The organism is Flavonifractor sp. HCP28S3_F3 (genome assembly GCF_052065355.1).
Lineage (GTDB): Bacteria > Bacillota > Clostridia > Oscillospirales > Oscillospiraceae > Flavonifractor.
Window position 1 is genome coordinate 202,333 of the sequence record NZ_JBQHUF010000005.1, and the last position, 21,260, is coordinate 223,592.

A 21,260-nucleotide genomic window follows, 5' to 3' on the forward strand; every position below is an offset into this window, starting at 1 on the left:
CTTTTTTGTTACAGTTCGGCCCGCCGCTGGCGGCGGACGGTCAGCATACACAGCGCCAGGGCCAGCAGGACGGTCAGGACGGCGCAGATGAACTCCGTACCCGGCAGGCCGGTGAGCCGGACGGGTCTGCCGGAAAACAGCCCCGCTCCCGCCATGATCCAGGGCACCACGCCCCAGCACAGCACAAAAATCAGGGGTATGGCCTTGAGGAGCATGGCCACATAGCTGGCACTGAACTGGGAGAGCACCACCGTGAACCCGGAGGCCGCCAGGGTCAGCAGGAAGGTAAGCCCCAGCAGGATCAGCAGATACTGGCCGTAGGTCCAGTCGAACCAGGGGAAGGAGAAGCTGTTCCACACGCTGACCAGGGAGCAGTTCCAAAACCGCAGGGCACCGGTGGCCAGGAAGGGGCCCAGGTAAATTGCGCAGTTGAGCAGGGTGAGCAGCGCCCCGGACAGCAGAGCCGCCCCCATCTGGGCGTTCAGCACCCCCCGCCCCCGGCGGGAAGCCCACTGCATGGCTCTGGTGCGGCGGAGGGCGTCCCGCACCAGGGTGGGGGACAGCAGCAGCACCGCGCTGAAGACGCACCAGATGGCGAAGTAGTGAAAGAAGTCGTCGGCGGAACCGATGGCGGCGGCGGGCAGGAACCCGGACACGCCCTCCGTTCTCACGTCCTCCACCCGCTGCACGCTGGGCTGGTGGGCGGGAGAATACTCCCCCACCTCACTGCCCCAGACCTCTGGCTTTTCACCGGCTGCCAGGGTGTCATAGTTCTCCACAAACTGAAGCAGCGCTTCTATTGTGTTCCGGTTGGTGGCGTAGTAGATACCCCAGTACAGGTCGGAGTCCTCCTCTGTCTGTGCCTCTGCCCGGGTGCTGTTGTGGTAACTCTCCTCCCAGTCCAGGTAGCTCTCATAATCAGTGATCCCCGCCTCCGCGGCCCCGGAGATCTGGGCCACCTGCTCGGCAAACTCCGCCTCCAGCTCTTCCAGCTGGCCGTCCAGCTGAGCCCGCTCCTCCGGCTCCATGGTGGTGCCGTAGGCTTCCAGCCAGCCGGCGGAGAGCCGCAAGTTACTTGCATCCCAGAAGTATTCCAGATAAAAACCGGGCCGCGCGTCATAAAACACAAGGCCGATGAGGGCGATGGCCAGCAGCAGGCCGGGCCGCCAGATCTTTTTCAGTTCCCATTTCAGCAGAGCCATTTACGCCACATCCTTTCTTCCGAACCGCCTCAGGGCCAGCAGGGTGAAGCCGCCCCACACCAACAGGTTGAGGGCCAGGCCCACCGTCTCCTGCCAGGGCACCAGCCCTCCCTGCCCCAGCTCGGTGAACCAGCCGTTGACAGCCAGCCACAGATAGGCCGGGGAAAAGGTGGTGAGCAGGTAGGCCCACCACAGCCCAAGGCCGTTGACCAGGGCAGAGGCCAGGCCGATCATCAGGGCGCATAAGGCCGCCGCGGCGATGGCCGCCCCGTAAGTATTGCCCACCAGCAGGCCCGCCACGGCCCCTATCAGGGTAAAGACCGCCACCAGCGCCCCGCCGGCCGCCACCATGGCGGCAAAATAGCTCCCCACGGTGAAGTCCGCCCAGGTAAGGAAGGGGCGGGAGTAGAGCATATCCACCAAATAGTTGAACTGGCTGGACACGCTGGCTGACCAGATGCCGCCGTAGTCCCACAGAATCAGGTAAGGTCCCAGGGTGAGCAGAACCAGCAGGGCGTAGAGGCCCAGGGCGGCGGCCAGAGCGGCCAGAGTCTTGCTCCGCCACAGCTTCCGACCCGTCCGGCTGGCGCAGGTCAGGGCGCGTGTGCCGGTCATGCCCTCATACCCCACCAGATAGAGGGCGCACAGCAGACCCAGCAGAATACCCTCGGCCACGACGGCCCGGAACAGGGTATCATAGAGGTACTGATGGCTGTTAAAGGTGATGGGCCCCACATACAGGTCCATGGCCGCGCCGGTCTGGGCCAGGTGGTCCACCCGGGCCTGGAGCAGGTCGTACTTCCAGGCCATCCAGCTCTGGGCCAGGGGGTCCCCCTCCATCAGATTCTGGTAAAAGTCGGTCAGCTCCCCGGTGTCGTAGTCTGTAAAGATATTCTCCAGTCCCTCCACCGACTGACGCAAAATTTCCCGGTTCTCCGTGTCTGGCAGGGCGTCCAGCCCCGCCAGGAACGCCTCGTCCACCCGCTGGCCCAGGGCGGCGGCGTCCGCCGAGGTATCGTTGAAGAAGGACCGGTCCAGGGCGGAGGGACTGGACAGCAGCAGGCCGTTGAACACTAGGCACAGCCCCACGAACACCCACAGGGCGGGCATGCGGAACAGTTTTCGCCATTCCCACACCGCCAGCCTCATGCTCCTCCCTCCTCCCGGTAGATGGCCAGGAAGGCATCCTCCAGGCCGGGCGTCACAGGGACAGCACCCGCCGGGGCCGTGTCGGACAGCACCCGCAACACCGCCCCTGCCTCGCTCTGGCCTTCGCTGAGAACCAGCTGGTCCGGGCCCAGGGCGGCTCCCTCCGGCACCTGCCACACCTTGCCCTTCCACTGGGCGCAGATGCGGGCGGGGCTGTCGCAGCAGTACAGCTTATGGTCTTTGAACATGACGATCTGCCCGGCGATGGTCTCGATGTCCGAGACGATGTGGGTGGACAGGATGACGATGCGGTCGGCGGCCAGGGCGTGGATCAGGTTGCGGAACCGCACCCGCTCCCGGGGATCCAGTCCGGCGGTGGGCTCGTCCAGCAGCAGCAGCCTGGGGTCCGTGAGCATGGCCACGGCGATGCCCACCCGCTGGCGCATGCCGCCGGAGAAGGTTTTTAGCTTCTTGTCCGCCGCGTCGGACAGGCCCACGGTGTCCAGCAGCTCCGCAATGCGCTTCTCCGCCTCTCCCTTGGGCAGGCACTGGAGAGCGGCGGCGTAGCGGAGGAACTGCCGGGCGGTGTAGGAGGGGTAGAAGCCGAAGTCCTGAGGCAGATAGCCCAGCAGGCTCCGGTACTCCGCACCCAGGGTGTGGATGTCCTCCCCGTCCCACAAAATCTGCCCCTCCGTGGGGAACAGCAGGGTAGCCAGCAGCTTAATGAGGGTGGTCTTGCCCGCCCCGTTGGGGGCCAGCAGGCCGTACACTCCCGGCTCAAAGGCCAGGTTCACGTCCTCCAGAGCGGTGAATGTCCCATAGCGCTTGGTCACATGTTCAACTGAAAGCATAAGTCTCTCCTCTCCTCCGCCCCAGGCAGAACCGTCTCAATTCCAGCAGGTACAAGGCCAGGGCTCCCCCGGCCAGGGCCAGAAACACCGCCCCGGGCAGGGCGGCCAGCCAGGCCGACGCCCCGTCCCACATCAGCAGCAGGCCCCCCAGGGCCGCCCAGATGACCGGCGGAGCGACCAGTTGCCCCCGTCCCCGTCTCTCCAGGCAGATCAGGGACAGCAGGCCGTAGAGGAACAGGCTGGACAGGGACACCCCCAGCATCCAGCTCAGGGGCAGTTCCCCTCCCATCGCTTTCCACAGCCACAGGTTCACCGGCACCCACACCAGCACCGAGCCGCCGCCGAACACCACCATCCGCAGGGCGGTCACCGCCCGGACGGACAGCCGGCAGCTCCGCTTCCAGTCCAGCAGGCCGGACTGGGCCTCCTTCCAGGCGGTGAGGCCCAGCAGCAGGGCGTACAGCGCCGGGGAGGCCAGAAAGAGCATGGGGACCACGGCGGCCATTTGAAGGGCAGCTGCCAGCAGAGGGATCAGCAGCAGCACCGCCGCCAGGATGCTCAGAAAGATGCAGTCGGCCACCCCGAAAAAGAGCACCCGGGCGTCCAGGGCGGACCGGAGGACGGCGGTCAGGCCGGGCCGTGGGACCAGCCCCCGGTCCAGGATGGCGGCGATCTCCGCCTCCCGCTCCCATCGGGCGGGCATGGGTTCGTTCCAGCGCTCCATATCATCCAAACTCCTTTCTCAGCCGGGCCATCAGCCGGTAGTAGCGGGTCTTCACCGCCGCCTCCGGCCGGCCCAGGGCGGCGGCGATCTCGGGAAAGGTGCGCTCTCCGTACACCCGCAGGCGATACACCGCCTGGGTCTCCGGGTCCAGGCCGGAGACGTAGTCCTCCAGCCGGTTCAGCAGGTCCCGGTCCTGGACCTGGGCGGCAAAGTCGGTCCGGTCGGGCGCTTCGGTCTCCTCCAGGGGCACCACGTCCTCCCGGACCATCCGGCGGCAGTCGATGGCCTTGTTCACCGCGATGCGGTACAGCCAGGTGCGGAAGGAGGCCTTCCGCCCGTCAAAGGCGGGCAGGGACCGGAGCACCGCCAGAAAAATGGTCTGGGTCAGGTCCATGGCGTCCTCCTTATGGCCGGTCTGCCGGACGGCGAAGCGGTAGATCTCGTCATAGTAGGCCCGGACCAGCTGGTCCGCCGCCTGCCGGGACCCGCGGCGCTGGATGTCCCGGATCCATTTGCGTTCTTCCTCCACTGCCTCACCGCCCTTCTCTGATGATATATTCGGTCCAGGACCGCCAATCGTTTCACAAAATTCCGCTTTTTTCTGCTTGCCGCAGACGGGCCATCCCTCTTTTTGACTTGCTTCGGGCACCAACCCGCCGGACGCACATAGAATGGTGCGGAAGGGTTTCCCCTTTCAATATCTGCTAGGAGGTATTGCAATGCCTGAGAAGGTTATGCCCGGTCCCGTGCAGGATACCGCTTGTATCCGGGAGGCCGTCTGCATACACACCAAGAAGATCTATGATTCCTGCAAGGAGGAGGATATAGCGTCTTTTAATCAGCCGCTCCCTCCTGCTCTTACCGATCTATGATACAATACAGGTTCAACCAATGTCACGGTCCTCTGAGCCTCCATCTTTTTTCTCTTATCATAACTGCATGACCGGTGGGCATGCTATCCTCGGAGGTGATTTGCATGGAACCCACTTACAGCGACAGATACGCCAATTTGATGGAAGACCCGGCCATGGAAGCCTATTTTGCCCAGCTGCCCGGCTATATCCAGGCAAAAATCCGCGCCCGCAAGCAGCAGCCTGCGACCCTGGAAGATCTCAAACGCATGGCAAACGAGGTAAAGCAGCTGTTTTAAGCCGCAGTTATCGAGGTGATATCAGTATGGCCAAACAAGGCATGGCGCGTCCGGAGCGGACCCACACCCAGCCCCGCAACGAACAGGCACCCGTTCCCGAAATTCAGGGCAAGGCCAAGCACGGAAAGGAAAAGGCGAATCCCATCATCGCCGGCACTTCCGGCCCTCACATGAAGGTCTACCACCCCAATTCCCAGGATTGACGCCGGACAGGCGCCGCCCCGCATGTGGACGGCGCCTGTTTTACGTCTGATCGGCCCCGGCCTGGCGGAACCGCTGATGGGCCCCGTCAAAGGCCAGGTACATCCGACCCCGCTCGCCGTCCTTGTTTTTGGCCAGCTTGAGCACCCGGCGGCTCTCGTTGGGCCGGGACGGCTCCTCCAGGTAGAGCAGCAGGACGGCGTCGGCGTCCTGCTCGATCTGCCCCGACTCCCGCAGGTCGCTCATGGTGGGCTCGACGTACCTGCTATCGTCCCTGGCCTTTTCCGAGCGCGCCAGCTGGGACAGGGCCACCACCAGGATGCCGCTGCCGTGGGCCATCTGCTGAAAGGCCCGGCTGATGGCGGACACCTGCTCCGTGCGGTTGGCCCTGCGGTTCTCCGGCTCCACGATCTGGAGATAGTCCACATAGACGATCTGGTACCGGTTGGCCAGGGCGTCCGCCCGGATGTCGCCGGCCGTCATGCCGGAGGCGTCGATCAGCTCCAGCTGGTGCCTGAGGATCTTGGGTGCCGCGTCAGCCGCCCGGGTCCACTCCGCCTCGGTGAGCTCCCCCCGCTTGATGGCGGCCATCTCGATGCCCGCCATGCCGGCGATCAGCCGGTCGGCCAGCTTGTACCGGCTGGTCTCCAGGGAGTAAAACCCCACCCGCTTTTCCGCGCTCTGGTGGTAGGCGAAGGACACCGCCAGGGCGGTCTTGCCGGCGGAGGGGTAGCCGCCCAGCACGATCATGTCCCCCAGGTCCGCAAAAAGCTGCTGGTCCAGCTTGGACAGCCCCCAGGTCAGATACCGGTGGGGCGTGGTGTGCCGCTGCCAGAAGGATTGCAGCATCTGCTCCATGTTCATCCGCCCCACGTCCTGCCGCTCCACGGTGAGGGCCTGGAGCTTGTCCAGCCCCCGGCGGAGCTCCTCCATGTCGCTGACCCTGGCAAGGTCCTGGGCGATCTCACGGCCCCGGAACAGCCGGGCCTGCTCCTGCATCCGGGGCACATACTCCCAGATGTTGGCGGCGGTAGGCGTGTCCTCCATGATCTCAAGCAGCAGCCTGCTCCAGGTCTCTCCCCCGCCCAGCCTGTCCCGGACGGTCACCGGGTCCACCGGCTTGCCGCTGACGAACTGGGCCCGGATGGCCTGGAAGATCTGCCGGTAGGCGTCGTCCAGGAAGTCCCGGTCCGCTACCTTCCCCAGCACCGGCCCGATCAGCTTGGGCTCGATCAGCAGGGAGCCCAGCACCGCCTCCTGACTGGACAGGCGGTCGTTGGCCTCCAGACTTACCATGTGGGCACCTCCTCACGGACGATCATCCCCGGCGGCTGAGCCTGACCGGGCTTGTCCACTTGGGGAATATCAGGGGATATATTTAACTGGTTAGTAACTGTTTCCTTATTACATTTCACCGAACGGGGAAATGGTTTTCCCGTTTTGGGGGGATGCAATTCACCGTTTGGTGAAATGGGAGGCGTAAGGAGACCGTACACCTCCAGCACGCTGTCCGCCAGAGCGTACCAGACCGTCCGGTCGGTCTTGTCCCGGCTGAAGTTCCCGGTGAACAGCACCCCGTCCTTCTTCAGCTTTGCCACGATCCCCTCCACCTGCCGGCGGCTCCAGAACGGGAACTGCCCGGCCAGTGCCTCCAGCGTGTTATATGTCCAGGTGCGGCCCTCGTGGAAGTGCCGACCGGCGGCTTGGTTTTTCCCGACCCAAAAGGCCATGGCGTGGAGGAAAATGGCTCCATTCACGCCATGGCGCCGGGCCAGCTCCACATTGAAATGACACTCTTTCACAGACCCTGCCCTCCTTGTAATAATTGCGCCCCAGACAGCGGGGCCTCTCTTTTGTGTGTTCTCACGGCGATCTTCCCTACCAAATCCCCTGGTCCAGCATGGCTTTGACCGCCGCCTTTTTGATCATCTCCCGGTTGGCGGCCCGCTCCTGCGCGCTGACCGCAATGTCTTTGTGAGGGGTGAAGCACAGAGTGGTGCCCAGCTCTCCCGCGTCCATCGTGGCGCTCTCGTCCACCAGCACCCGCTTTCCCGACAGCTCGGTGAGCCAGTGCAGTCCCCTCCGGCGGGTCATGACGGTGTCCACCTCATGCCGGCCGATCTTTTCGTGAAGGATCCTGGCCGTGACCACCAGCTCCTCCACAGGCTCGATGTTCAGCTCCCACATATGTACCGCACCTCCCCCATTTTGTTGTATGTTTCCGTACGGATGTCCTATGAGGATTTCCGGCGCGGTCCCTTCTCGTCACGTTATGGCTTATGTTTACACCATTCCCTGAGTTTCTAAGTTTTTCCTTCTTTTAGGTTGTCCTTTTCCCGGTTGTATGATATGATTTGCAGTACGGATGCCCGTGGACGTTTCTTTTTGCGCAAAAAGTCAGGTTTCTTAGAAGGTCCTTCTATTTATCCTTATACGGAGAACACCCCCACCTTTTCAACAAATTTTGCAAAAATTTTATTTCGCAAACGGGTATCCAGAGGAAAATCTTGGTTAAATGAGAGGAGTATGCAACGTGATCGACTTTAAAAATGCAGCTTACTTAAAGTTAAAGCCTGTCCCGGACCAGAATTTTCTCCCCATGATTCAGCCCATGTTCGTGCCCGGCGAAACTGTCATCCAGTCTTTCCAAACCATTCGGGACGGCGTAGTATTTACAACCAAGCGTATCTTTGCCATCAACGTTCAGGGCCTTACCGGAAAGAAGAAGGACTTCTCCAGCCTGCCATACAGCAAAATCCAGGCGTTTTCCGTTGAAACGGCCGGTGTGCTGGATCTGGACAGTGAATTGGAGCTGTGGTTTTCCGGTTTGGGGAAGGTAAAGTTCGAGTTTACCGCCAACTGCAATGTGGCTGACATTTGCCGCATGATCAGCGAGAGAGTGCTGTAAAATAATCAGGAAGTACAAAAGAGCCGGGGCTCACGCCCCGGCCTCTTTTTCCGCCCGATATCGAACATATGTATCATTTTTCTCCAGGAGGTGACAGACATGAACGCGGCGCAATATCTCCGCAAATCCCGGATGGAGGAGGGCATGGACACCGAGGAGGTGCTGGCCAGGCACCGGAAGGCCCTGGCCGCCTTCGCCGCCGCCCACGATATCCACATCACTGAGACCTATTACGAGGTAGTCAGCGGAGAGAGTCTGTACGCCCGTCCGGAGATGCTGCGGCTGCTGGAGGACGTGGAGGACGGCCGGTATGACGCGGTACTGGTGATGGATCTGGACCGGCTCTCCCGGGGCCGGATGAAGGACCAGGGCATCATTCTGGACGCCTTCCGGGATTCCGGCACCCTGATCGTCACCCCGGAAAAGACCTACGACCTGTCCGACGATCTGGACGACGAGATGGCGGAGTTCAAGACCTTCATGAGCCGCCGGGAGTACAAGATCATCAACAAGCGGCTGCGCCGCGGCCTGAAGCAGACCATCCAGGACGGCTGCTATGTGGCCAACGCCCCCTACGGCTACCGAAAGGTAACGGTGGACCGGAAGCCCACCCTGGAGATCTACGAGCCGGAGGCCAAATTCGTGCGGATGATGTACGACCTCTACCTCCAGGGCTACGGCTGTGTGTCCATCGCCCGGTACGTCAATTCTCTGGGCGCCAAGCCCCACCGCTCGGCGGAGTTCACCCGGAACAGCGTGGCTCACATTTTGCGCAACCCCACCTTTGCCGGCAAGATCGTATGGGATCAGAAGACCCACATCCGCAAGGGGGCCAAGGGCAATCCCAAGCACATCACCATCTGCAACCCCAGGGAGCAATGGACCATCGTGGACGGGATACACCCGGCCATCGTGTCCCAGGAGACCTACGACCAGGTGCAGGCCATTCTGGCCGGGCGGTATCATCCCTCCAGGCGGGACGGGACGGTGCGCAGCGCTCTGGCGGGGGTGGTGCTGTGCGCCAACTGCGGGCAGCACATGCAGCGTGTGACCATGCGGGGCACCCCCTACCTGCTCTGCACCAAGCCGGGGTGCTGCGCCTCTACCAGGTTCGAGCTGGTGGAAGGGCGTATCCTCACCTACCTGGAGGATGCTCTGGCCCAGCTGGAGCTGGAACACCAGGCCGGGACCGGCCGGAACACCGCGGTACTGGACAGCACCCTGGCGGCCGTCCAAAAGGAGCTGGCCGCCGCCCAGCGGCAGAAGAGCCGGCTGTATGAGCTGCTGGAGTTGGGGGAATACGACCTGTCCACCTTCCGGGAGCGGCTGGGGGCGGTGAGGGAGAAAATCGCCGGCCTGGAGCGCCTCCGGCGGGAGACCGAGCGCACCCTCGAGCAGGCCAGGCTGGCGGCCTCTGACTCCCTGGCCGGAAAGATCCGAGGGGTGCTGGACGCCTACGGCGCCGCCGACGCCGCCGGACGCAACGCCATGCTGAAGGGGGTCCTGGACGCCGTGTGGTATGAAAAAAAGAAGAAAACCGCGCCTGCCGACTTTCAGCTGAGATTCGACCTAAAACCCTTTTGAGGGGGAGCTTTTTTCTATCTATAAGGCGCTGTATCTTCCGATAAGGATTGTATCGAGGATCTTCGTTTCTACCCCACCCAGTGCTCCCAGGCCGCCATTGAGCGGGCTGTCAGCATCAAGGCCGGCAGCGCCGAGCTGCTGTATGTTTACATCGACGTGGAGCCGGTGAGCTTCCACCGGGGCTTCTACACTGTGGATGTGCGCTACTTCTACAAGGTCACCGCCGACGCCTTCGTGGGCGCCGCCCGGCCTGTGGAGGTCAGCGGCCTGTGCGTCTTTGACAAGCGGGTCATCCTCTTCGGCAGCGAGGGCAGCGCCAAGGTGTTCTCCTCCGAGCTGTCGGTGGACGGCCTGGATGAACAGAGCCTGCGCAAGACCAATCTCCCCACCGCCGTGGTGGAGGTGGTGGACCCCATCGTCCTCAACATGAAGCTGGTGGACGTGTGCGAGTGCCACCCCTGCGACTGCCCCCTGTCCGACGTGCCCCCCTGCATCTGCTCCTGCTTCGGCAGCGACCTGTGCTTCGGCGGCGACAACAAGCGCATTTACGTCACTCTGGGCCAGTTCTCCATCATCCGTCTGGAGCGTGATTCCCAGCTGCTCATGCCGGTGTACGACTACTGCATGCCCGAAAAGGAGTGCGCCTGCGGCGGCAACGACGAGGACCCCTGCGAGATGTTCCGCCATGTCAAGTTCCCCGTCAACGAGTTCTTCCCGCCCAACGATCCCAACCCCTCCCACGACTGCTGCCGGGAGCCCAAGGGCTGCTGCCACAGCTGAGAAAAGGGCCCATCCATTGCGGATGGGCCCTTTCTTTTATATGTCCAGGATCTTCACGTCCAGCCCCTGGCGCATGGCGTAGGTCAGGGTATACATGGTGCCTCCCAGCATCCCGTCGTACACGGCGATGAGCAGGGCGGAACGGTCCACCATGTAGCGGTTGCGGCGCAGCATGCACCCCTTGTCGTAATGGCGCTGCACCATGGTCTCCTGGTCACAGCGCTCCACCAGCGTGAAGTACCGCTCCCGCTCCCGTTCCCGCCAGTGGGCGGCCTGCTCCTCGCAGGGGATCACCGCCTCCAGCGTCACGTCCGGGCACCGCCGGCGCAGCTTCAGCACCGCCTCGCAGAAATAAAAGTCCGCTCCCCGTGCCATGCCGCACATGAAATGCCGCATGCCCCGGTCATAGGCCTCCTCCACCGCTTCATCCAGCCGCCCCTTCAGCGCAATGCACCGGGGATCAGTCTCGTTGTCCTTCCAGGGCAGCTTTTCCGGCCGGTGACCGGTAAAGCAGCACGTGGTCCTCCGCTCCATGCCCGCCGCCTCCCATCCGAGCAAAGTAAATTCAGCTTCTCCATTGTATTATATCCACAGGGACAAGTCAACGATTTATCGAACATTTGTTTTTCTGAAAAGTCCCATTTAGGGGTTGCTTTTTTCTTCGGACTGTGTATAATGAGGGTGGAACAACTGAATGAAATGTCTTCAGGGCAGGGTGAAAATCCCGATCGGCGGTACAGTCCGCGAGCCTTTTCGGCTGACCCGGTGGAACTCCGGGACCGACAGTGACGCGCACAGTGGGGCGCGAAGTCTGGATGGAAGAAGATGTGTTGAAATTGCGCATGCTCCTTTGATTTTGACACCTGGAAGACATGGTCTTTCAGGTGTTACTGATTTCTAAGGAGTGTTTTTTATGTCCGCAAGATCCGCCCGCATCAAGAAGCTGGCTGTCATGGCCATGCTGGTGGCTCTGTCCATTGTTCTGGTGTCCCTGGTCCACTTCCCCATCTTCGCCCCGGTGGCCTTCCTGGAGTATGACCCCGCCGACATCCCCATCCTGATCGGCACCTTCGCCTACGGTCCCCTGGCCGGCATCGTGCTGACGGTGGTGGCCAGCCTGATCCAGGGCTTTACCGTCAGCGCCCAGAGCGGCGTGATGGGCATCGCCATGCACATCTTTGCCACCTCCACCCTGGTGCTGGTGGCGGGCACCATCTATAAGATCCGCCACACCCGCTCCGGCGCGGTGATCGCCCTGGCGGCCGGCGTGCTGGCCATGACCGCCGCCATGATGGTGTTCAACCACTTCATCACCCCCTACTTCATCACCCCCGACTGGAGCGACGCCGCCGCCGTGGCCGCCAACCGGGCTTATGTGGACACCCTGCTGTTCCCCTTCATCGCCCCCTTCAACCTGATCAAGGCCGGTGCCAATTCTGTGGTCACCTTTCTGGTGTACAAGGTGGTCTCCCGGTACATCGTCCACGGGGACGCCTTTGCCTCCAAGCCCCGGAAGGCCGCCGATCAGGCCTGAGCCTTCCTCTCAAAAACAGCAGAGAACAGCACCTGCGGTTTTGTTGAAATCTGCCTTTGAAAAAGGGCGGACGGCATTTTATAATAAGTGTATAGCGTGTGGCCGAAGGCATAAATCCAGCTTTCGGCCACACGCTTTTTTGTCGCCCGTCAAAGGGTCCAGCAAAAAAGGAGGCTGCTGCTTATGCACGAACAATCCAACTCATTTCTGGTCACCCAGCCCATCGGAAGCCTGATGCGGCGCTACGCCATCCCCTGTATCATCTCCCTGCTGGTGGCGGCCCTGTACAATATCGTGGACCAGATCTTCATCGCCAACGCCAGCTACCTGGGCTCCTACGGCAACGCCGCCAACACGGTGGTCTTTCCCCTGACCGTGGTGGCTCTGGCCATCGCGGTGATGATCGGCGACGGCTGCTGCGCCTTCGTCAGCATCAGCCTGGGCTCCGGCCAGACCGACCGGGCCAGGAAGAGCATCGGCAGCGCCATCCTGCTCAGCGTGCTGCTGGGCATCCTGCTGACCGCCTGCTACCTGCTCTTCTCCCAGCAGATCCTCACCATGTTCGGCGGCCAGGTCAACCAGGAGACCTACGCCTGCGCCAAGGAGTATTTCTTCTGGATCACCCTGGGAGTGCCCTTCTACATGTTCGGCCAGGCCATGAATCCCATCATCCGCTCCGACGGCAGCCCCCGGTTCGCCATGGCCTCCACCCTGGCAGGGGCGGCGGTCAACCTGGTCCTGGACCCGGTGTTCATCTTCGGCTTCCGGTGGGGCATGATGGGAGCCGCCGTGGCCACCATCCTGGGGCAGATCCTCACCGCCCTGCTGTCCGTCCGGTACCTGTGCCGCATGAAGGCCGTCCGGCTGGACAGAAGCTGCTTCCGGCTCCACGGGGACCTGGCTAAACGCTATCTGCCCCTGGGCATCTGCAGCTTTCTCTCCCAGATCTCCCTGGTGGCCGCCATGGCCGCCATCCAGAACATGACCCTGAAATACGGCGCTCTGGACCCCATCTTCTCCCAGAGCCAGTACGCCCAGATCCCTCTGGCGGTGCTGGGCATCGTCATGAAGTTCTTCCAGATCGTCATCTCGGTGGCGGTGGGCATGGCCGCCGGATGCATCCCCATCATCGGCTATAACCTGGGAGCGGAGCGCCGGGACCGGGCCGCCGGTCTGCTTACCCGGCTGATCCTGGCGGAGGCCGCCGTGGGCGCGCTGGCACTGGTGATCGTGGAGCTCTTCCCCGGCCAGCTTATCGGCCTGTTCGGCGCCGCCAATGAAAGTACCTACTACACCCAGTTCGCCGTCCGCTGCTTCCGGGTCTACCTGTGCATGATGGTCCTGGCCACGGTAAACAAGGCCGCCTTCATCTATCTCCAGGCTCTGGGCAAGTCCTTCCTCTCCACCGCCCTGTCCATGATCCGGGAGGTGGTTTTCGGCGTGGGCCTGTCCCTGCTCCTCCCCCGCTTTTTCGGCCTGGACGGTGTCCTCTACTCCATGCCCGTATCCGACGTCCTCACCTTCCTGATCTCCGCCGTGGTGCTGGTCCGCACCTACCGCGCCCTCCGCCAGGGCGGGGACGGAGCGAGTTTCAGCGCTCTCTGAAATTTCGTCTAAAAACAACTCCTCCATTTTGGCACAACCACCAAAATTCCCGAAAAACCGCCCCTGCCATTTACGGGAGCCGGGCGGAGAGCTATAATTAGGCTGTGTAAATTTGATGTGTACCACTACTATTTGGCCTGCGGGCCAGATTTGGGGGAGAATCGTGGAATTAGGAAATATCATTGCCGTGCTGGGTGCGGTGGCCACCTTCCTGTTTGGTATGTCCACCATGACCGACGGTCTGGAAAAGCTGTCCAGCGGCCGGCTGGAGAACATTCTGGAGCGGCTGACCAGCAACGTCATTAAAGGTGTGCTGCTGGGCGCCGTAGTCACCGGTCTGATCCAGAGCTCAGCCGCCACCACCGTTATGTGCGTGGGCTTCGTCAACGCCGGCATCATGAAGCTGGAGCAGACGGTGGGCATCATCATGGGCGCCAATATCGGCACCACCGTCACCGCTCAGCTGCTGAGCCTGGGCGACATCTCGTCGGACAACATCGTGCTGATGTTCCTCAAGCCCTCCTTCCTGGGCCCCATCCTGGCAGTCATCGGCATCATCTTCTATATGTTTATCAAAAGCGGGCACAAAAAGACCATCGGACAGATCGTCCTGGGTCTGGGCCTGCTGTTTATCGGTATGAACACCATGTCCACGGCGGTGGCTCCCCTCCAGGATCTGCCGGAGTTCCAGGCGGTGTTCACCGCCTTCTCCAACCCCTTCCTGGGCGTGGCCGTGGGCGCTCTCATTACCGCCCTGCTCCAGTCCTCTTCCGCGTCCATGGGCATCCTGCAGGCCATCAGCACCACCGGTGTGGTCACCTTCCACATCGCCATGCCGCTGATCATGGGCCAGAACATCGGCACCTGCATCACCGCCCTCATTTCCTCCATCGGCGCCTCCCGCAACGCCAAGCGCACCGCCATGATCCATCTGTTCTTCAACATCATCGGTTCCCTGTTCTTCCTGGTGGCCCTGTATGCGGGCAACGCCCTGTTCTCCTTCCCCTTCTGGGGCGCCACCATGAATATGAGCTCCATCGCCAACCTGCACCTGGCCTTCAACGTGGCCTGCACCGCCCTGCTGCTCCCCTTCAACCGCCAGCTGGTGAAGCTGGTGAAGCTGGTGGTGCCCGGCGACGCGGAGGAGCGGGAGCTGTCCGTGCTGGACGACCGCTTCCTGTCCTCCCCCTCCCTGGCTCTGGAGAAGGCCCACGATGCGGTGGTACAGATGGGCGAGTTCGCCCGGGACAACTTTCTGCTGTCTGTGGAGCTGATTAAGAAGTTCGACGCCAAGAAGCTGGAGCGGCTCAATGAGACTGAGACCGCCCTGGATAAGCTGGAGGAGCTGCTGGACAACTACCTGGTGAAGCTCACCGACCGGGCCCTGACGCCGGAGGAGAGCGCCAAGGTGTCCGAGCTGCTCCACACCCTGTCCGACTTTGAGCGGATCGGCGACTACGCCGTCAACGTCTCGGAGTGCGGAGCTGCCCTGCATAACCGGGGCATCGCCTTCTCCGCCCAGGCGCAGGGCGAGCTGGATCAGCTGGCCGCCGCCGTGAATGAGACGCTGGAAAAAACCATCGCCTGCTATCAGAGCCACCAGCGAGCCGTGGCCGTCCAGGTGGAGCCGCTGGAGGAGGTTGTGGACCTCATTGCCGACACCCTGAAAAACCGCCACGTGGAGCGGCTGAAGACCGGCGAGTGCACCATCGAGCTGGGCACCCAGTTCCTGGAGCTGCTGATCAACCTGGAGCGCATCTCCGACCACTGCTCCAATGTGGCCCTGCGGGTGGTGCGGCAGACCGCCTCCAAGGACGACAAGATCCGTATCGACTCCCACGCCTATACCCGGGATCTCCACCACGGCGGCGCCGATCCGGAGTTCGACCAGCTGTTCGGCGAGTACCGGAAAAAGTACTTCGCGCCCATCGCCCAGGACAGCACCGCCCACATATAACAGCAAAAAAAGAGCGCCTGCTTAGGCGGGTGGTCGTAAAACAGTAAAATGAAAAAATGGTGAAACCCTTGAGTTTTCAAAGGGTGCGGCGTGACTTCGGTCACGCCGTTTCCTCTTTCATCAGCTCATTCAGCGGGATGAAGCCCAGCCCATCGTACTGGATGTGAATGTGCTGCACACGCTTCCCGCTGGATTTGTCCGGTGCGTCCACATAGATGGCGGACACCAGTTCCCGCAGAGCGTAGCCGTCCAGCTCGTCGATTCCCACATACTTGTGCGCCGTCTGAATGAACTTCTCAACGTTTTCGTTCTGTCGTTCCTGTACTTCAATTTCCTGCCGCAAGGTGACGCACTCGTTCTCCAACTGCTTCTGCTCCGTTTCATAGGTCAGGCTCAGCATATCGAAGCGGTCATCACTCAGCCGCCCGCTGGCGTTGTCCTCGTAAATCCTGATGAACAGCCGTTTCAGTTCAGCAATGCGGTTTTCGTTCCGTTCCAGCCGTTTCCTGCGGATGCGGATCTGCTCACTGCTTTCCAGCCGGAGTTGTTCCTCCATCACTGTACGGAAATGTGCCTCATGCCGCAGAATGTAGCCCGTCACAGCCTGGATGTGTTTCAGGACTATGTGGCTGAGTACGGTTTCCCGGATGTAATGAGTACCGCACTTGTCCTTGTGCTTCCAATGGAGAGAACAGTCAAAGAACGCGCCCTCCAGTCGGTAATTGTTGGTCGCCCCGTAATATAGCTTCTCACCGCAGTCGGCACAGTACACCAGCCCGGAAAAGATGCTGCTTCGGCCTGCACGGGTCTTGCGATGCCGCTGCTGGCGCACCTGCTGTACCTTCTCAAACACGGCTTCCTCGATGATGGCCTCATGTGTATTGGGGAAGATGGCTTGCTTCTCAAGGGGATTGTCCCGCTGCTTCTTGTCCCAGATGGAGTTGGTATAGGTCTTGAAGTTCACCGTACAGCCCGTGTACTCCCGCCGTTCCAGAATCGCCACAACGGTACTGCTGTGCCAGTCGCAGGGGTCCTCCGGTTTCTTGTTTGGGGTCTTGATTCCCTGCAAGGCCCTGTATGCGCTGGGCGTTAGCACCTTGTCCGCTTTCAGTTGGTTGGCGATCTGCATGGGACCACGGCCCTCCATACACTGGTCGAAGATGCGTTTCACCACATCAGCGGCTACCGGGTCAACCACCCAGCAGCGGGGGTTCTCCGGGTCTTTTACATAGCCATAGGGTACATTGGTGGTCAGGGGTACGCCTCGCTCACCCTTGGCTTTCTGGACGGCTCTGATCTTGCGGCTGGTGTCCCGGGCATAGAACTCGTTGAACCAGTTTTTGATGCCCGCAAAATCGTTGTCCACACGGTTAGGGTCAATGGTGTCGTAGTTGTCGTTGATGGCGATGAAACGAACACCGTTCTGCGGAAAGGTGAAGTTGGTGTAAAGCCCGGTCAGCGCGGAGTTGCGGCCCAGTCTGGAAAGGTCTTTGGTGATCGCCACGGCCACCCGTCCCGCCTCGATTTCGGCCAGCATGGCCTGAAAGCCGGGACGGTCGTAGGTCACACCGCTTACACCGTCATCCACGAAAAAGGTTGGGTTGGGGAAGTGATGCTCCCTGGCATACTGCAAAAGCATGGCCTTCTGATTTTCAATGGACAGGGATTCGCCAGCCCGGTCATCCTCCTGAGACAGTCGGCAATAAAGGGCGGTCATTTTATCTGTTGCTCCGTACATTTCTGTATCCTCCTTTGGTGGAGCAACTGTCAGTACAGGATTGGTTGGCTCTATTGTACCAAGATTCTGGTTGTTTGTCATTCTGAATCCTCCATCTTTTCTGCAAACTTTCTGGATGTGATGCGTTCCAGCTTGCGGACAAAGTTTTCTGTCCCCTCATAGCTGCCTGTGACAACATAGGTCGTGCTGTGGATGACCTCGGTGACGGTCAATTCGGGAATCCAGAAAGCGGAGAGATTCTTCACATGGATATGGCCGTCCTCGCCCCAGAAGAATCTGCGCTCGGTTTTTTCAGACGGCAGAGACTCCGGCTCGGAGAAATAATATCCCTCCGGGTCGAGTTGGTGTTCAAATTTCGATTTCTCTTCCATAAGTACCTCCTGATTTTCTGTAAGAATTAGTGTTCGATTTCCTGCTTTTTCTGCCGCACAGCGGCGTTCTGGCGCTCCTGCTCATGTTGCACTTCATAGATGTTGTAATGGATGCCCCAGAGCTTTTTCATGTCCGCATACAACGGTGTAAGCTCCGTCTGCAAATCCCTGTACTCTGTTTCCAGACGGGCCTTTTCCTCACGCCATGCGGCAGCAGGCAGCTTATCGTCCACCACTTGTCTTTTCAACTTGCGCTCAGCCATGTAGAACAGGCGAAGCGTATCGTCGTGTTCTGCCTTGTACTTCTGGCGGGATTTCTCAAAGCGGATGGTTTTCAGCTTGTCCGCAACGGGTTTTCCGTCCTCGTAGTAGTCCGCCATGCGAAGCAGCTCGTCCAGTTCCTTGATGCGGGCCTGCTTCCCGGATGCCGACTTTTTCAGCGTGTCGATTTTGTCCTGCATGGTATGCAGAGCTGCGTCCAGATCGTCAGCGTTATAGAGCTGTTTTGCTTTCAGAAAACTGACGGCTTGTGAAAATTTTTTCAGATTGGCAATCTTGGCCTTGCTGCTGTATGCGCCCTTATTGCGGTTGTCATAGTAGACGGACAGAAGCTCCACCAGTGCAGGCGGCTGGGGCTTGGGAAGCTCGGTTTTGACAGCTTTCAGCCAGTCGATCAGAGCAGCAATTTTCTGTTTCGCCTCTCGGAGCATGGCGTTGGTTTTCCTGATCCAGCGGTTGAGATCGCCCTTGTCGGTGCGGATGCCCTTGGCCTCCATCGCCCGGACAGTCGGCCCCTCATGCTGGGTGGGTATCTGCTCCACACCCTGCCGATCGAAGCTGCGGTGGTCGATGCGGCAATTCAAACCTTTCTCGGCAAACTTGGCGTTGCAAAGTTCAGCCCATGCTTGCCGCCAATGTTCCAACGTTTCCGGGCTGCCCCAGTCTGTGGTGGGCACAGCGTTGAAAACATAGTTCCCGGCCTCATCCCGGATACGCTCACCCTGTTCGTCCAGCACATATTCCCGCCGCTGCTTGTTGCCCCATTTTCCGTCCGGCTCGATAGGACGGATGGGACACATGACATGAAAATGCGGATTCCGGATACCGCCGTCCTCCTTGTCGGGAGAGTGAACAGCGAAGTCCACCACCATGCCCCGGCTCACAAAATTGTCCAACAAAAATTGCCTTGCAAGGGCGATGTTCTCCTCCATGGAAAACTCGTTCTGCAAGGCGATATCAAAACTGTATGCAAGCTGGGCTTTCTTTCCACGTTCCACTTTCTCCACGGCGTTCCAGAGCGTTTCCCGGTCAGAGAAAGAGGGTGGGGCTTGGGACGTCAAAAGGATTTCCGAACAGATCACGCCGCCCTTGCGGGTGTAGTCGCTGTTCTCACCGTAATATTCGCTGTGCAGCTTTTCGCCGGAGCGATAGGCGGCAGCAGCCACGGCAGACTGTCCGGCGCTGCGCTTGATCTGGATCACATGAAAATGGAATAATGCGATGATTAGAACCTCCCTTCGTATTCAGCACGATTGTGTTCGTTGACGGCCTCCATGAGCAAACCCTTGACCTCCGGCAAGGCGAGGGCTTTTTCCGCAAAGGCGTAAAACTCGGTTTCAGTCAAAACCTTTGTTAGTGATGCGATGCTTTCAATGGCTGCGCCACGGGTGATAAGCCTGTGCGCCCGTTTCCGGCGGTCACCCTTTTCATAGTAGACGGCACGGTTTTCAAGCTGCTGCTGTTTGTGTTGGAGTTGGGCAAGCTGACGCTCATTGGCGGTAATCTCGGCCTTCAGTTCCGGGATGGTTTTCTGTTTCGGCATAGCACATGACCTCCTTTTTGATGGGATGGATGGGATGAAAAAGACCGCCTACATTTTCAGTAGACGGTCTGGCTGAGGGTATGGGATTTTCAGACTTTGCGGCGGGGACAGTTTGCGTCAGCAGATTGTTTCCGCTGCAAAGAGCGCTGGGATAGCTGCGTAAGCAGCGCAAGGGAGGCACTCCCTTGTTCGGAACGAAGTGACGCAAAACAGCCCGGACATTCAGGTGTCCGGGCTGTTCGCTCCGCAGGACGCACAATACAGGGTTTACCCTGTATAGAAGTGCGCCATTCCGCTGGAATGGATTTTTACTTTGAGATCAGTTCTCGTAGCGAGTCCAATCGGGATCCTGCTTCATGCTGATCCAGGTCTCGTAGTTACCGGCCTTGTGCTTGTAGTTGTGGGAGTTAGTTGCCTCCTGCACCGCCAGATAGAACCAGTCGCCGGGGTTGCAGTCCGGCCAGACGTTCATGTCGGGCAGCAGGTCGCTTGCATCCTCCGGGATACGGTTCAGCACACGGTTGATCATGGTCATGGCCTGGGCACGGGTGATGCAGTCATTGGGACGGAAGGTGCCGTCCTCAAAGCCCTTGATCCAGCCCAGCTCGGCAGCACGCTCAATGTAGCTCTGCGCCCAATGACCCTTGATGTCGGAGAACGTCTGGGTGCCGCTGCTCTTGCCGGTATCGAACCGGGCGCAGATGGCGGCGAACTCGGCGCGGGTGATGGACGCGCTGGGATCGAAAGCAGTGCTGCTGCGTCCCTGTACGATGCCCAGACCCGCCATAGTGGAGATGGCGGTATTGGCCCAGTAATTATCCGCCGCATCCGCAAAGGTGTTGCTGGTGCGTAGATTGCCGTCACGCACTTCATCCTTCAAAAGTCTGAAGAAAATGGTAGCGGTCTCAGCACGTGTGATCAGGGCGTTGGGGTGGACACAGCCATCCTGATAGCCGATGACATAGGCGAAATGGTCATCGCCATTGAGCAGGTCAGGTGTGGAGCCGCGGTAGTTCCGAACCGTCTCAGCGTCCTTTTCGGCCTTGCTCCTGCTGGTAGTCAGATCGCTCTTTTCGATGCTCACTTCATCGCTGTTCACGACATATCCTTCAGGAGCAGTCAACTCCTGATAGTAGAGATCGCTCTTAGCATTGATCTTCCGGTAGTAGCTTTCATTAACCCGGAACATTGCGATACCGCTGCGGTTGGAAGTGGCGGTCGCGATCTGTTTACCGTCCAGATACAGTCCAAACTTGGCGCCGTTGAGCGCATGGCTGTCCTGTGCGTCGATCTTCTCAATGGCAAAATAGTAATAGGTCGTGGAGGAACCACCACCGCCACTTCCGCTGGAATTTTCGCTCCACTGTGCAACATAGGTAGCGTTCTCAGTCACGGTCTCTTCGACTTCAGGTTCCCAGCCAGTGAACTGATAGCCCTCACGGGTGGGAGTACCGTTGAAAGCGGGAGTCGCAGTGCCGGACTTGAGATTTCTGGTGACCTGATCGGCAAAGATTTCTTCGCCGTCCACGCCATCGGTATAGGTCACGGTGAAGGTTTCGGCAGGAGTCTCCTCCCACTGTGCAACATAGGTAGCGTTCTCAGTCACGGTCTCTTCGACTTCAGGTTCCCAGCCAGTGAACTGATAGCCCTCACGGGTGGGAGTACCGTTGAAAGCGGGAGTCGC

23 protein-coding genes and 1 riboswitch are annotated in these 21,260 nt (G+C 60.2%); of the genes, 9 read left to right on the forward strand and 14 right to left on the reverse strand.

What is annotated here, in order from left to right; genetic code table 11:
- Window positions 1-8 precede the first annotated feature (8 nt).
- The 5 genes from ACTNB1_RS07150 to ACTNB1_RS07170 are packed head-to-tail and all read right to left on the reverse strand — an operon-like array spanning window position 9 to window position 4,455.
- Window positions 9-1,202 (reverse strand): hypothetical protein, encoded by a 1,194-nt coding sequence (locus ACTNB1_RS07150; protein ID WP_441168566.1) that lies wholly within the window; start codon window positions 1,200-1,202, stop codon window positions 9-11.
- A complete protein-coding gene (locus tag ACTNB1_RS07155; protein ID WP_441168567.1) occupies window positions 1,203-2,351 on the reverse strand; it encodes a hypothetical protein in 1,149 nt (382 codons plus the stop codon). It lies immediately after the preceding gene.
- Window positions 2,348-3,202, reverse strand: coding sequence for an ABC transporter ATP-binding protein (locus tag ACTNB1_RS07160; protein WP_441168568.1), 855 nt, complete (start codon window positions 3,200-3,202; stop codon window positions 2,348-2,350). The genes ACTNB1_RS07155 and ACTNB1_RS07160 overlap by 4 nt, the downstream gene beginning before the upstream one ends.
- On the reverse strand, window positions 3,189-3,926 hold the full coding sequence (locus tag ACTNB1_RS07165) for a hypothetical protein (RefSeq protein WP_441168569.1): 738 nt from the start codon (window positions 3,924-3,926) through the stop codon (window positions 3,189-3,191). Before ACTNB1_RS07165 ends, ACTNB1_RS07160 begins: the two co-directional genes overlap by 14 nt.
- Before the next feature lies 1 nt (window position 3,927).
- The gene (locus tag ACTNB1_RS07170; protein WP_441168570.1) at window positions 3,928-4,455 is read right to left on the reverse strand and encodes an RNA polymerase sigma factor; all 528 of its coding nucleotides are present in this window, start codon (window positions 4,453-4,455) and stop codon (window positions 3,928-3,930) included.
- A 190-nt stretch (window positions 4,456-4,645) separates the two neighbouring features.
- On the opposite strand from ACTNB1_RS07170, the gene ACTNB1_RS07175 reads away from it, so the two are divergent.
- From ACTNB1_RS07175 to ACTNB1_RS07185, 3 genes are all read left to right on the forward strand, one after another.
- Entirely contained in the window at window positions 4,646-4,798 is a 153-nt protein-coding gene (locus tag ACTNB1_RS07175; RefSeq protein WP_441168571.1) for a hypothetical protein, read from the forward strand.
- A 104-nt stretch (window positions 4,799-4,902) separates the two neighbouring features.
- Window positions 4,903-5,076, forward strand: a complete 174-nt coding sequence (locus tag ACTNB1_RS07180; RefSeq protein WP_441168572.1) for a hypothetical protein — start codon at window positions 4,903-4,905, stop codon at window positions 5,074-5,076.
- A gap of 26 nt (window positions 5,077-5,102) precedes the next feature.
- Window positions 5,103-5,279, forward strand: coding sequence for a hypothetical protein (locus ACTNB1_RS07185; protein WP_441168573.1), 177 nt, complete (start codon window positions 5,103-5,105; stop codon window positions 5,277-5,279).
- A gap of 40 nt (window positions 5,280-5,319) precedes the next feature.
- Here the strand turns inward: ACTNB1_RS07185 and ACTNB1_RS07190 are convergent, their stop codons facing one another.
- The 3 genes from ACTNB1_RS07190 to ACTNB1_RS07200 all read right to left on the reverse strand — a co-directional run bounded on the left by ACTNB1_RS07190 (window position 5,320) and on the right by ACTNB1_RS07200 (window position 7,464).
- Window positions 5,320-6,573, reverse strand: coding sequence for a replicative DNA helicase (locus tag ACTNB1_RS07190; protein WP_441168574.1), 1,254 nt, complete (start codon window positions 6,571-6,573; stop codon window positions 5,320-5,322).
- Window positions 6,567-7,079, reverse strand: coding sequence for a hypothetical protein (locus ACTNB1_RS07195; RefSeq protein ID WP_441168575.1), 513 nt, complete (start codon window positions 7,077-7,079; stop codon window positions 6,567-6,569). Before ACTNB1_RS07195 ends, ACTNB1_RS07190 begins: the two co-directional genes overlap by 7 nt.
- 76 nt (window positions 7,080-7,155) lie before the next feature.
- Window positions 7,156-7,464 carry a hypothetical protein gene (locus ACTNB1_RS07200; RefSeq protein WP_441168576.1) on the reverse strand — a complete coding sequence of 103 codons (309 nt, stop codon included), beginning with the start codon at window positions 7,462-7,464 and terminating at the stop codon, window positions 7,156-7,158.
- A 346-nt stretch (window positions 7,465-7,810) separates the two neighbouring features.
- Between ACTNB1_RS07200 and ACTNB1_RS07205 the strand changes: the two genes are divergently transcribed.
- The 3 genes from ACTNB1_RS07205 (at window position 7,811) to ACTNB1_RS07215 (ending at window position 10,549) form a co-directional block, all read left to right on the forward strand.
- Window positions 7,811-8,185, forward strand: a complete 375-nt coding sequence (locus ACTNB1_RS07205; RefSeq protein ID WP_441168577.1) for a PH domain-containing protein — start codon at window positions 7,811-7,813, stop codon at window positions 8,183-8,185.
- A gap of 99 nt (window positions 8,186-8,284) precedes the next feature.
- Window positions 8,285-9,769 carry a recombinase family protein gene (locus ACTNB1_RS07210; protein ID WP_441168578.1) on the forward strand — a complete coding sequence of 495 codons (1,485 nt, stop codon included), beginning with the start codon at window positions 8,285-8,287 and terminating at the stop codon, window positions 9,767-9,769.
- A 165-nt stretch (window positions 9,770-9,934) separates the two neighbouring features.
- Complete coding sequence (locus ACTNB1_RS07215; protein ID WP_441168579.1) at window positions 9,935-10,549, forward strand: hypothetical protein; 615 nt, start codon at window positions 9,935-9,937, stop codon at window positions 10,547-10,549.
- 36 nt (window positions 10,550-10,585) lie between these two features.
- Here the strand turns inward: ACTNB1_RS07215 and ACTNB1_RS07220 are convergent, their stop codons facing one another.
- Window positions 10,586-11,083 (reverse strand): SLOG family protein, encoded by a 498-nt coding sequence (locus ACTNB1_RS07220; protein ID WP_441168580.1) that lies wholly within the window; start codon window positions 11,081-11,083, stop codon window positions 10,586-10,588.
- A gap of 163 nt (window positions 11,084-11,246) precedes the next feature.
- Window positions 11,247-11,380: riboswitch (FMN riboswitch) on the forward strand.
- Window positions 11,381-11,462: 82 nt separating this feature from the next.
- Here ACTNB1_RS07220 and ACTNB1_RS07225 point away from each other — a divergent pair.
- From ACTNB1_RS07225 to ACTNB1_RS07235, 3 genes are all read left to right on the forward strand, one after another.
- Complete coding sequence (locus ACTNB1_RS07225; protein ID WP_441168581.1) at window positions 11,463-12,083, forward strand: ECF transporter S component; 621 nt, start codon at window positions 11,463-11,465, stop codon at window positions 12,081-12,083.
- Window positions 12,084-12,266: 183 nt separating this feature from the next.
- Window positions 12,267-13,688, forward strand: coding sequence for an MATE family efflux transporter (locus ACTNB1_RS07230; protein ID WP_441168582.1), 1,422 nt, complete (start codon window positions 12,267-12,269; stop codon window positions 13,686-13,688).
- A 163-nt stretch (window positions 13,689-13,851) separates the two neighbouring features.
- Window positions 13,852-15,645: a Na/Pi cotransporter family protein gene (locus tag ACTNB1_RS07235; RefSeq protein WP_441168583.1), complete on the forward strand. Its 1,794-nt coding sequence runs from the start codon at window positions 13,852-13,854 to the stop codon at window positions 15,643-15,645.
- 100 nt (window positions 15,646-15,745) lie between these two features.
- On the opposite strand, the gene ACTNB1_RS07240 is transcribed toward ACTNB1_RS07235, so the two are convergent.
- The 5 genes from ACTNB1_RS07240 to ACTNB1_RS07260 form a co-directional block, all read right to left on the reverse strand.
- The gene (locus ACTNB1_RS07240; RefSeq protein WP_441168584.1) at window positions 15,746-17,383 is read right to left on the reverse strand and encodes a recombinase family protein; all 1,638 of its coding nucleotides are present in this window, start codon (window positions 17,381-17,383) and stop codon (window positions 15,746-15,748) included.
- A gap of 77 nt (window positions 17,384-17,460) precedes the next feature.
- On the reverse strand, window positions 17,461-17,754 hold the full coding sequence (locus tag ACTNB1_RS07245) for a hypothetical protein (protein WP_441168585.1): 294 nt from the start codon (window positions 17,752-17,754) through the stop codon (window positions 17,461-17,463).
- A gap of 26 nt (window positions 17,755-17,780) precedes the next feature.
- Entirely contained in the window at window positions 17,781-19,256 is a 1,476-nt protein-coding gene (gene mobQ, locus ACTNB1_RS07250) for a MobQ family relaxase (RefSeq protein ID WP_441168592.1), read from the reverse strand.
- Window positions 19,257-19,258: 2 nt separating this feature from the next.
- Window positions 19,259-19,576 (reverse strand): DUF3847 domain-containing protein, encoded by a 318-nt coding sequence (locus tag ACTNB1_RS07255; protein ID WP_441168586.1) that lies wholly within the window; start codon window positions 19,574-19,576, stop codon window positions 19,259-19,261.
- 319 nt (window positions 19,577-19,895) lie between these two features.
- Window positions 19,896-21,260 (reverse strand): S-layer homology domain-containing protein (locus tag ACTNB1_RS07260; RefSeq protein ID WP_441168587.1); only part of this gene is annotated, 1,365 nt, incomplete at its 5' end.

What these genes read in the sequence shown, in the direction of transcription:
- ACTNB1_RS07180 (WP_441168572.1), top strand. Translation starts at nt 4,903, where the DNA reads ATGGAACCCACTTACAGCGACAGATACGCCAATTTGATGGAAGACCCG.
- ACTNB1_RS07230 (WP_441168582.1), top strand. Translation starts at nt 12,267, where the DNA reads ATGCACGAACAATCCAACTCATTTCTGGTCACCCAGCCCATCGGAAGC.
- ACTNB1_RS07220 (WP_441168580.1), bottom strand. Translation starts at nt 11,083, where the DNA reads ATGGAGCGGAGGACCACGTGCTGCTTTACCGGTCACCGGCCGGAAAAG.
- ACTNB1_RS07190 (WP_441168574.1), bottom strand. Translation starts at nt 6,573, where the DNA reads ATGGTAAGTCTGGAGGCCAACGACCGCCTGTCCAGTCAGGAGGCGGTG.
- ACTNB1_RS07225 (WP_441168581.1), top strand. Translation starts at nt 11,463, where the DNA reads ATGTCCGCAAGATCCGCCCGCATCAAGAAGCTGGCTGTCATGGCCATG.
- ACTNB1_RS07165 (WP_441168569.1), bottom strand. Translation starts at nt 3,926, where the DNA reads ATGGAGCGCTGGAACGAACCCATGCCCGCCCGATGGGAGCGGGAGGCG.
- ACTNB1_RS07210 (WP_441168578.1), top strand. Translation starts at nt 8,285, where the DNA reads ATGAACGCGGCGCAATATCTCCGCAAATCCCGGATGGAGGAGGGCATG.
- ACTNB1_RS07185 (WP_441168573.1), top strand. Translation starts at nt 5,103, where the DNA reads ATGGCCAAACAAGGCATGGCGCGTCCGGAGCGGACCCACACCCAGCCC.
- ACTNB1_RS07200 (WP_441168576.1), bottom strand. Translation starts at nt 7,464, where the DNA reads ATGTGGGAGCTGAACATCGAGCCTGTGGAGGAGCTGGTGGTCACGGCC.
- ACTNB1_RS07175 (WP_441168571.1), top strand. Translation starts at nt 4,646, where the DNA reads ATGCCTGAGAAGGTTATGCCCGGTCCCGTGCAGGATACCGCTTGTATC.
- ACTNB1_RS07155 (WP_441168567.1), bottom strand. Translation starts at nt 2,351, where the DNA reads ATGAGGCTGGCGGTGTGGGAATGGCGAAAACTGTTCCGCATGCCCGCC.
- ACTNB1_RS07160 (WP_441168568.1), bottom strand. Translation starts at nt 3,202, where the DNA reads ATGCTTTCAGTTGAACATGTGACCAAGCGCTATGGGACATTCACCGCT.
- ACTNB1_RS07240 (WP_441168584.1), bottom strand. Translation starts at nt 17,383, where the DNA reads ATGTACGGAGCAACAGATAAAATGACCGCCCTTTATTGCCGACTGTCT.
- ACTNB1_RS07245 (WP_441168585.1), bottom strand. Translation starts at nt 17,754, where the DNA reads ATGGAAGAGAAATCGAAATTTGAACACCAACTCGACCCGGAGGGATAT.
- ACTNB1_RS07255 (WP_441168586.1), bottom strand. Translation starts at nt 19,576, where the DNA reads ATGCCGAAACAGAAAACCATCCCGGAACTGAAGGCCGAGATTACCGCC.
- ACTNB1_RS07150 (WP_441168566.1), bottom strand. Translation starts at nt 1,202, where the DNA reads ATGGCTCTGCTGAAATGGGAACTGAAAAAGATCTGGCGGCCCGGCCTG.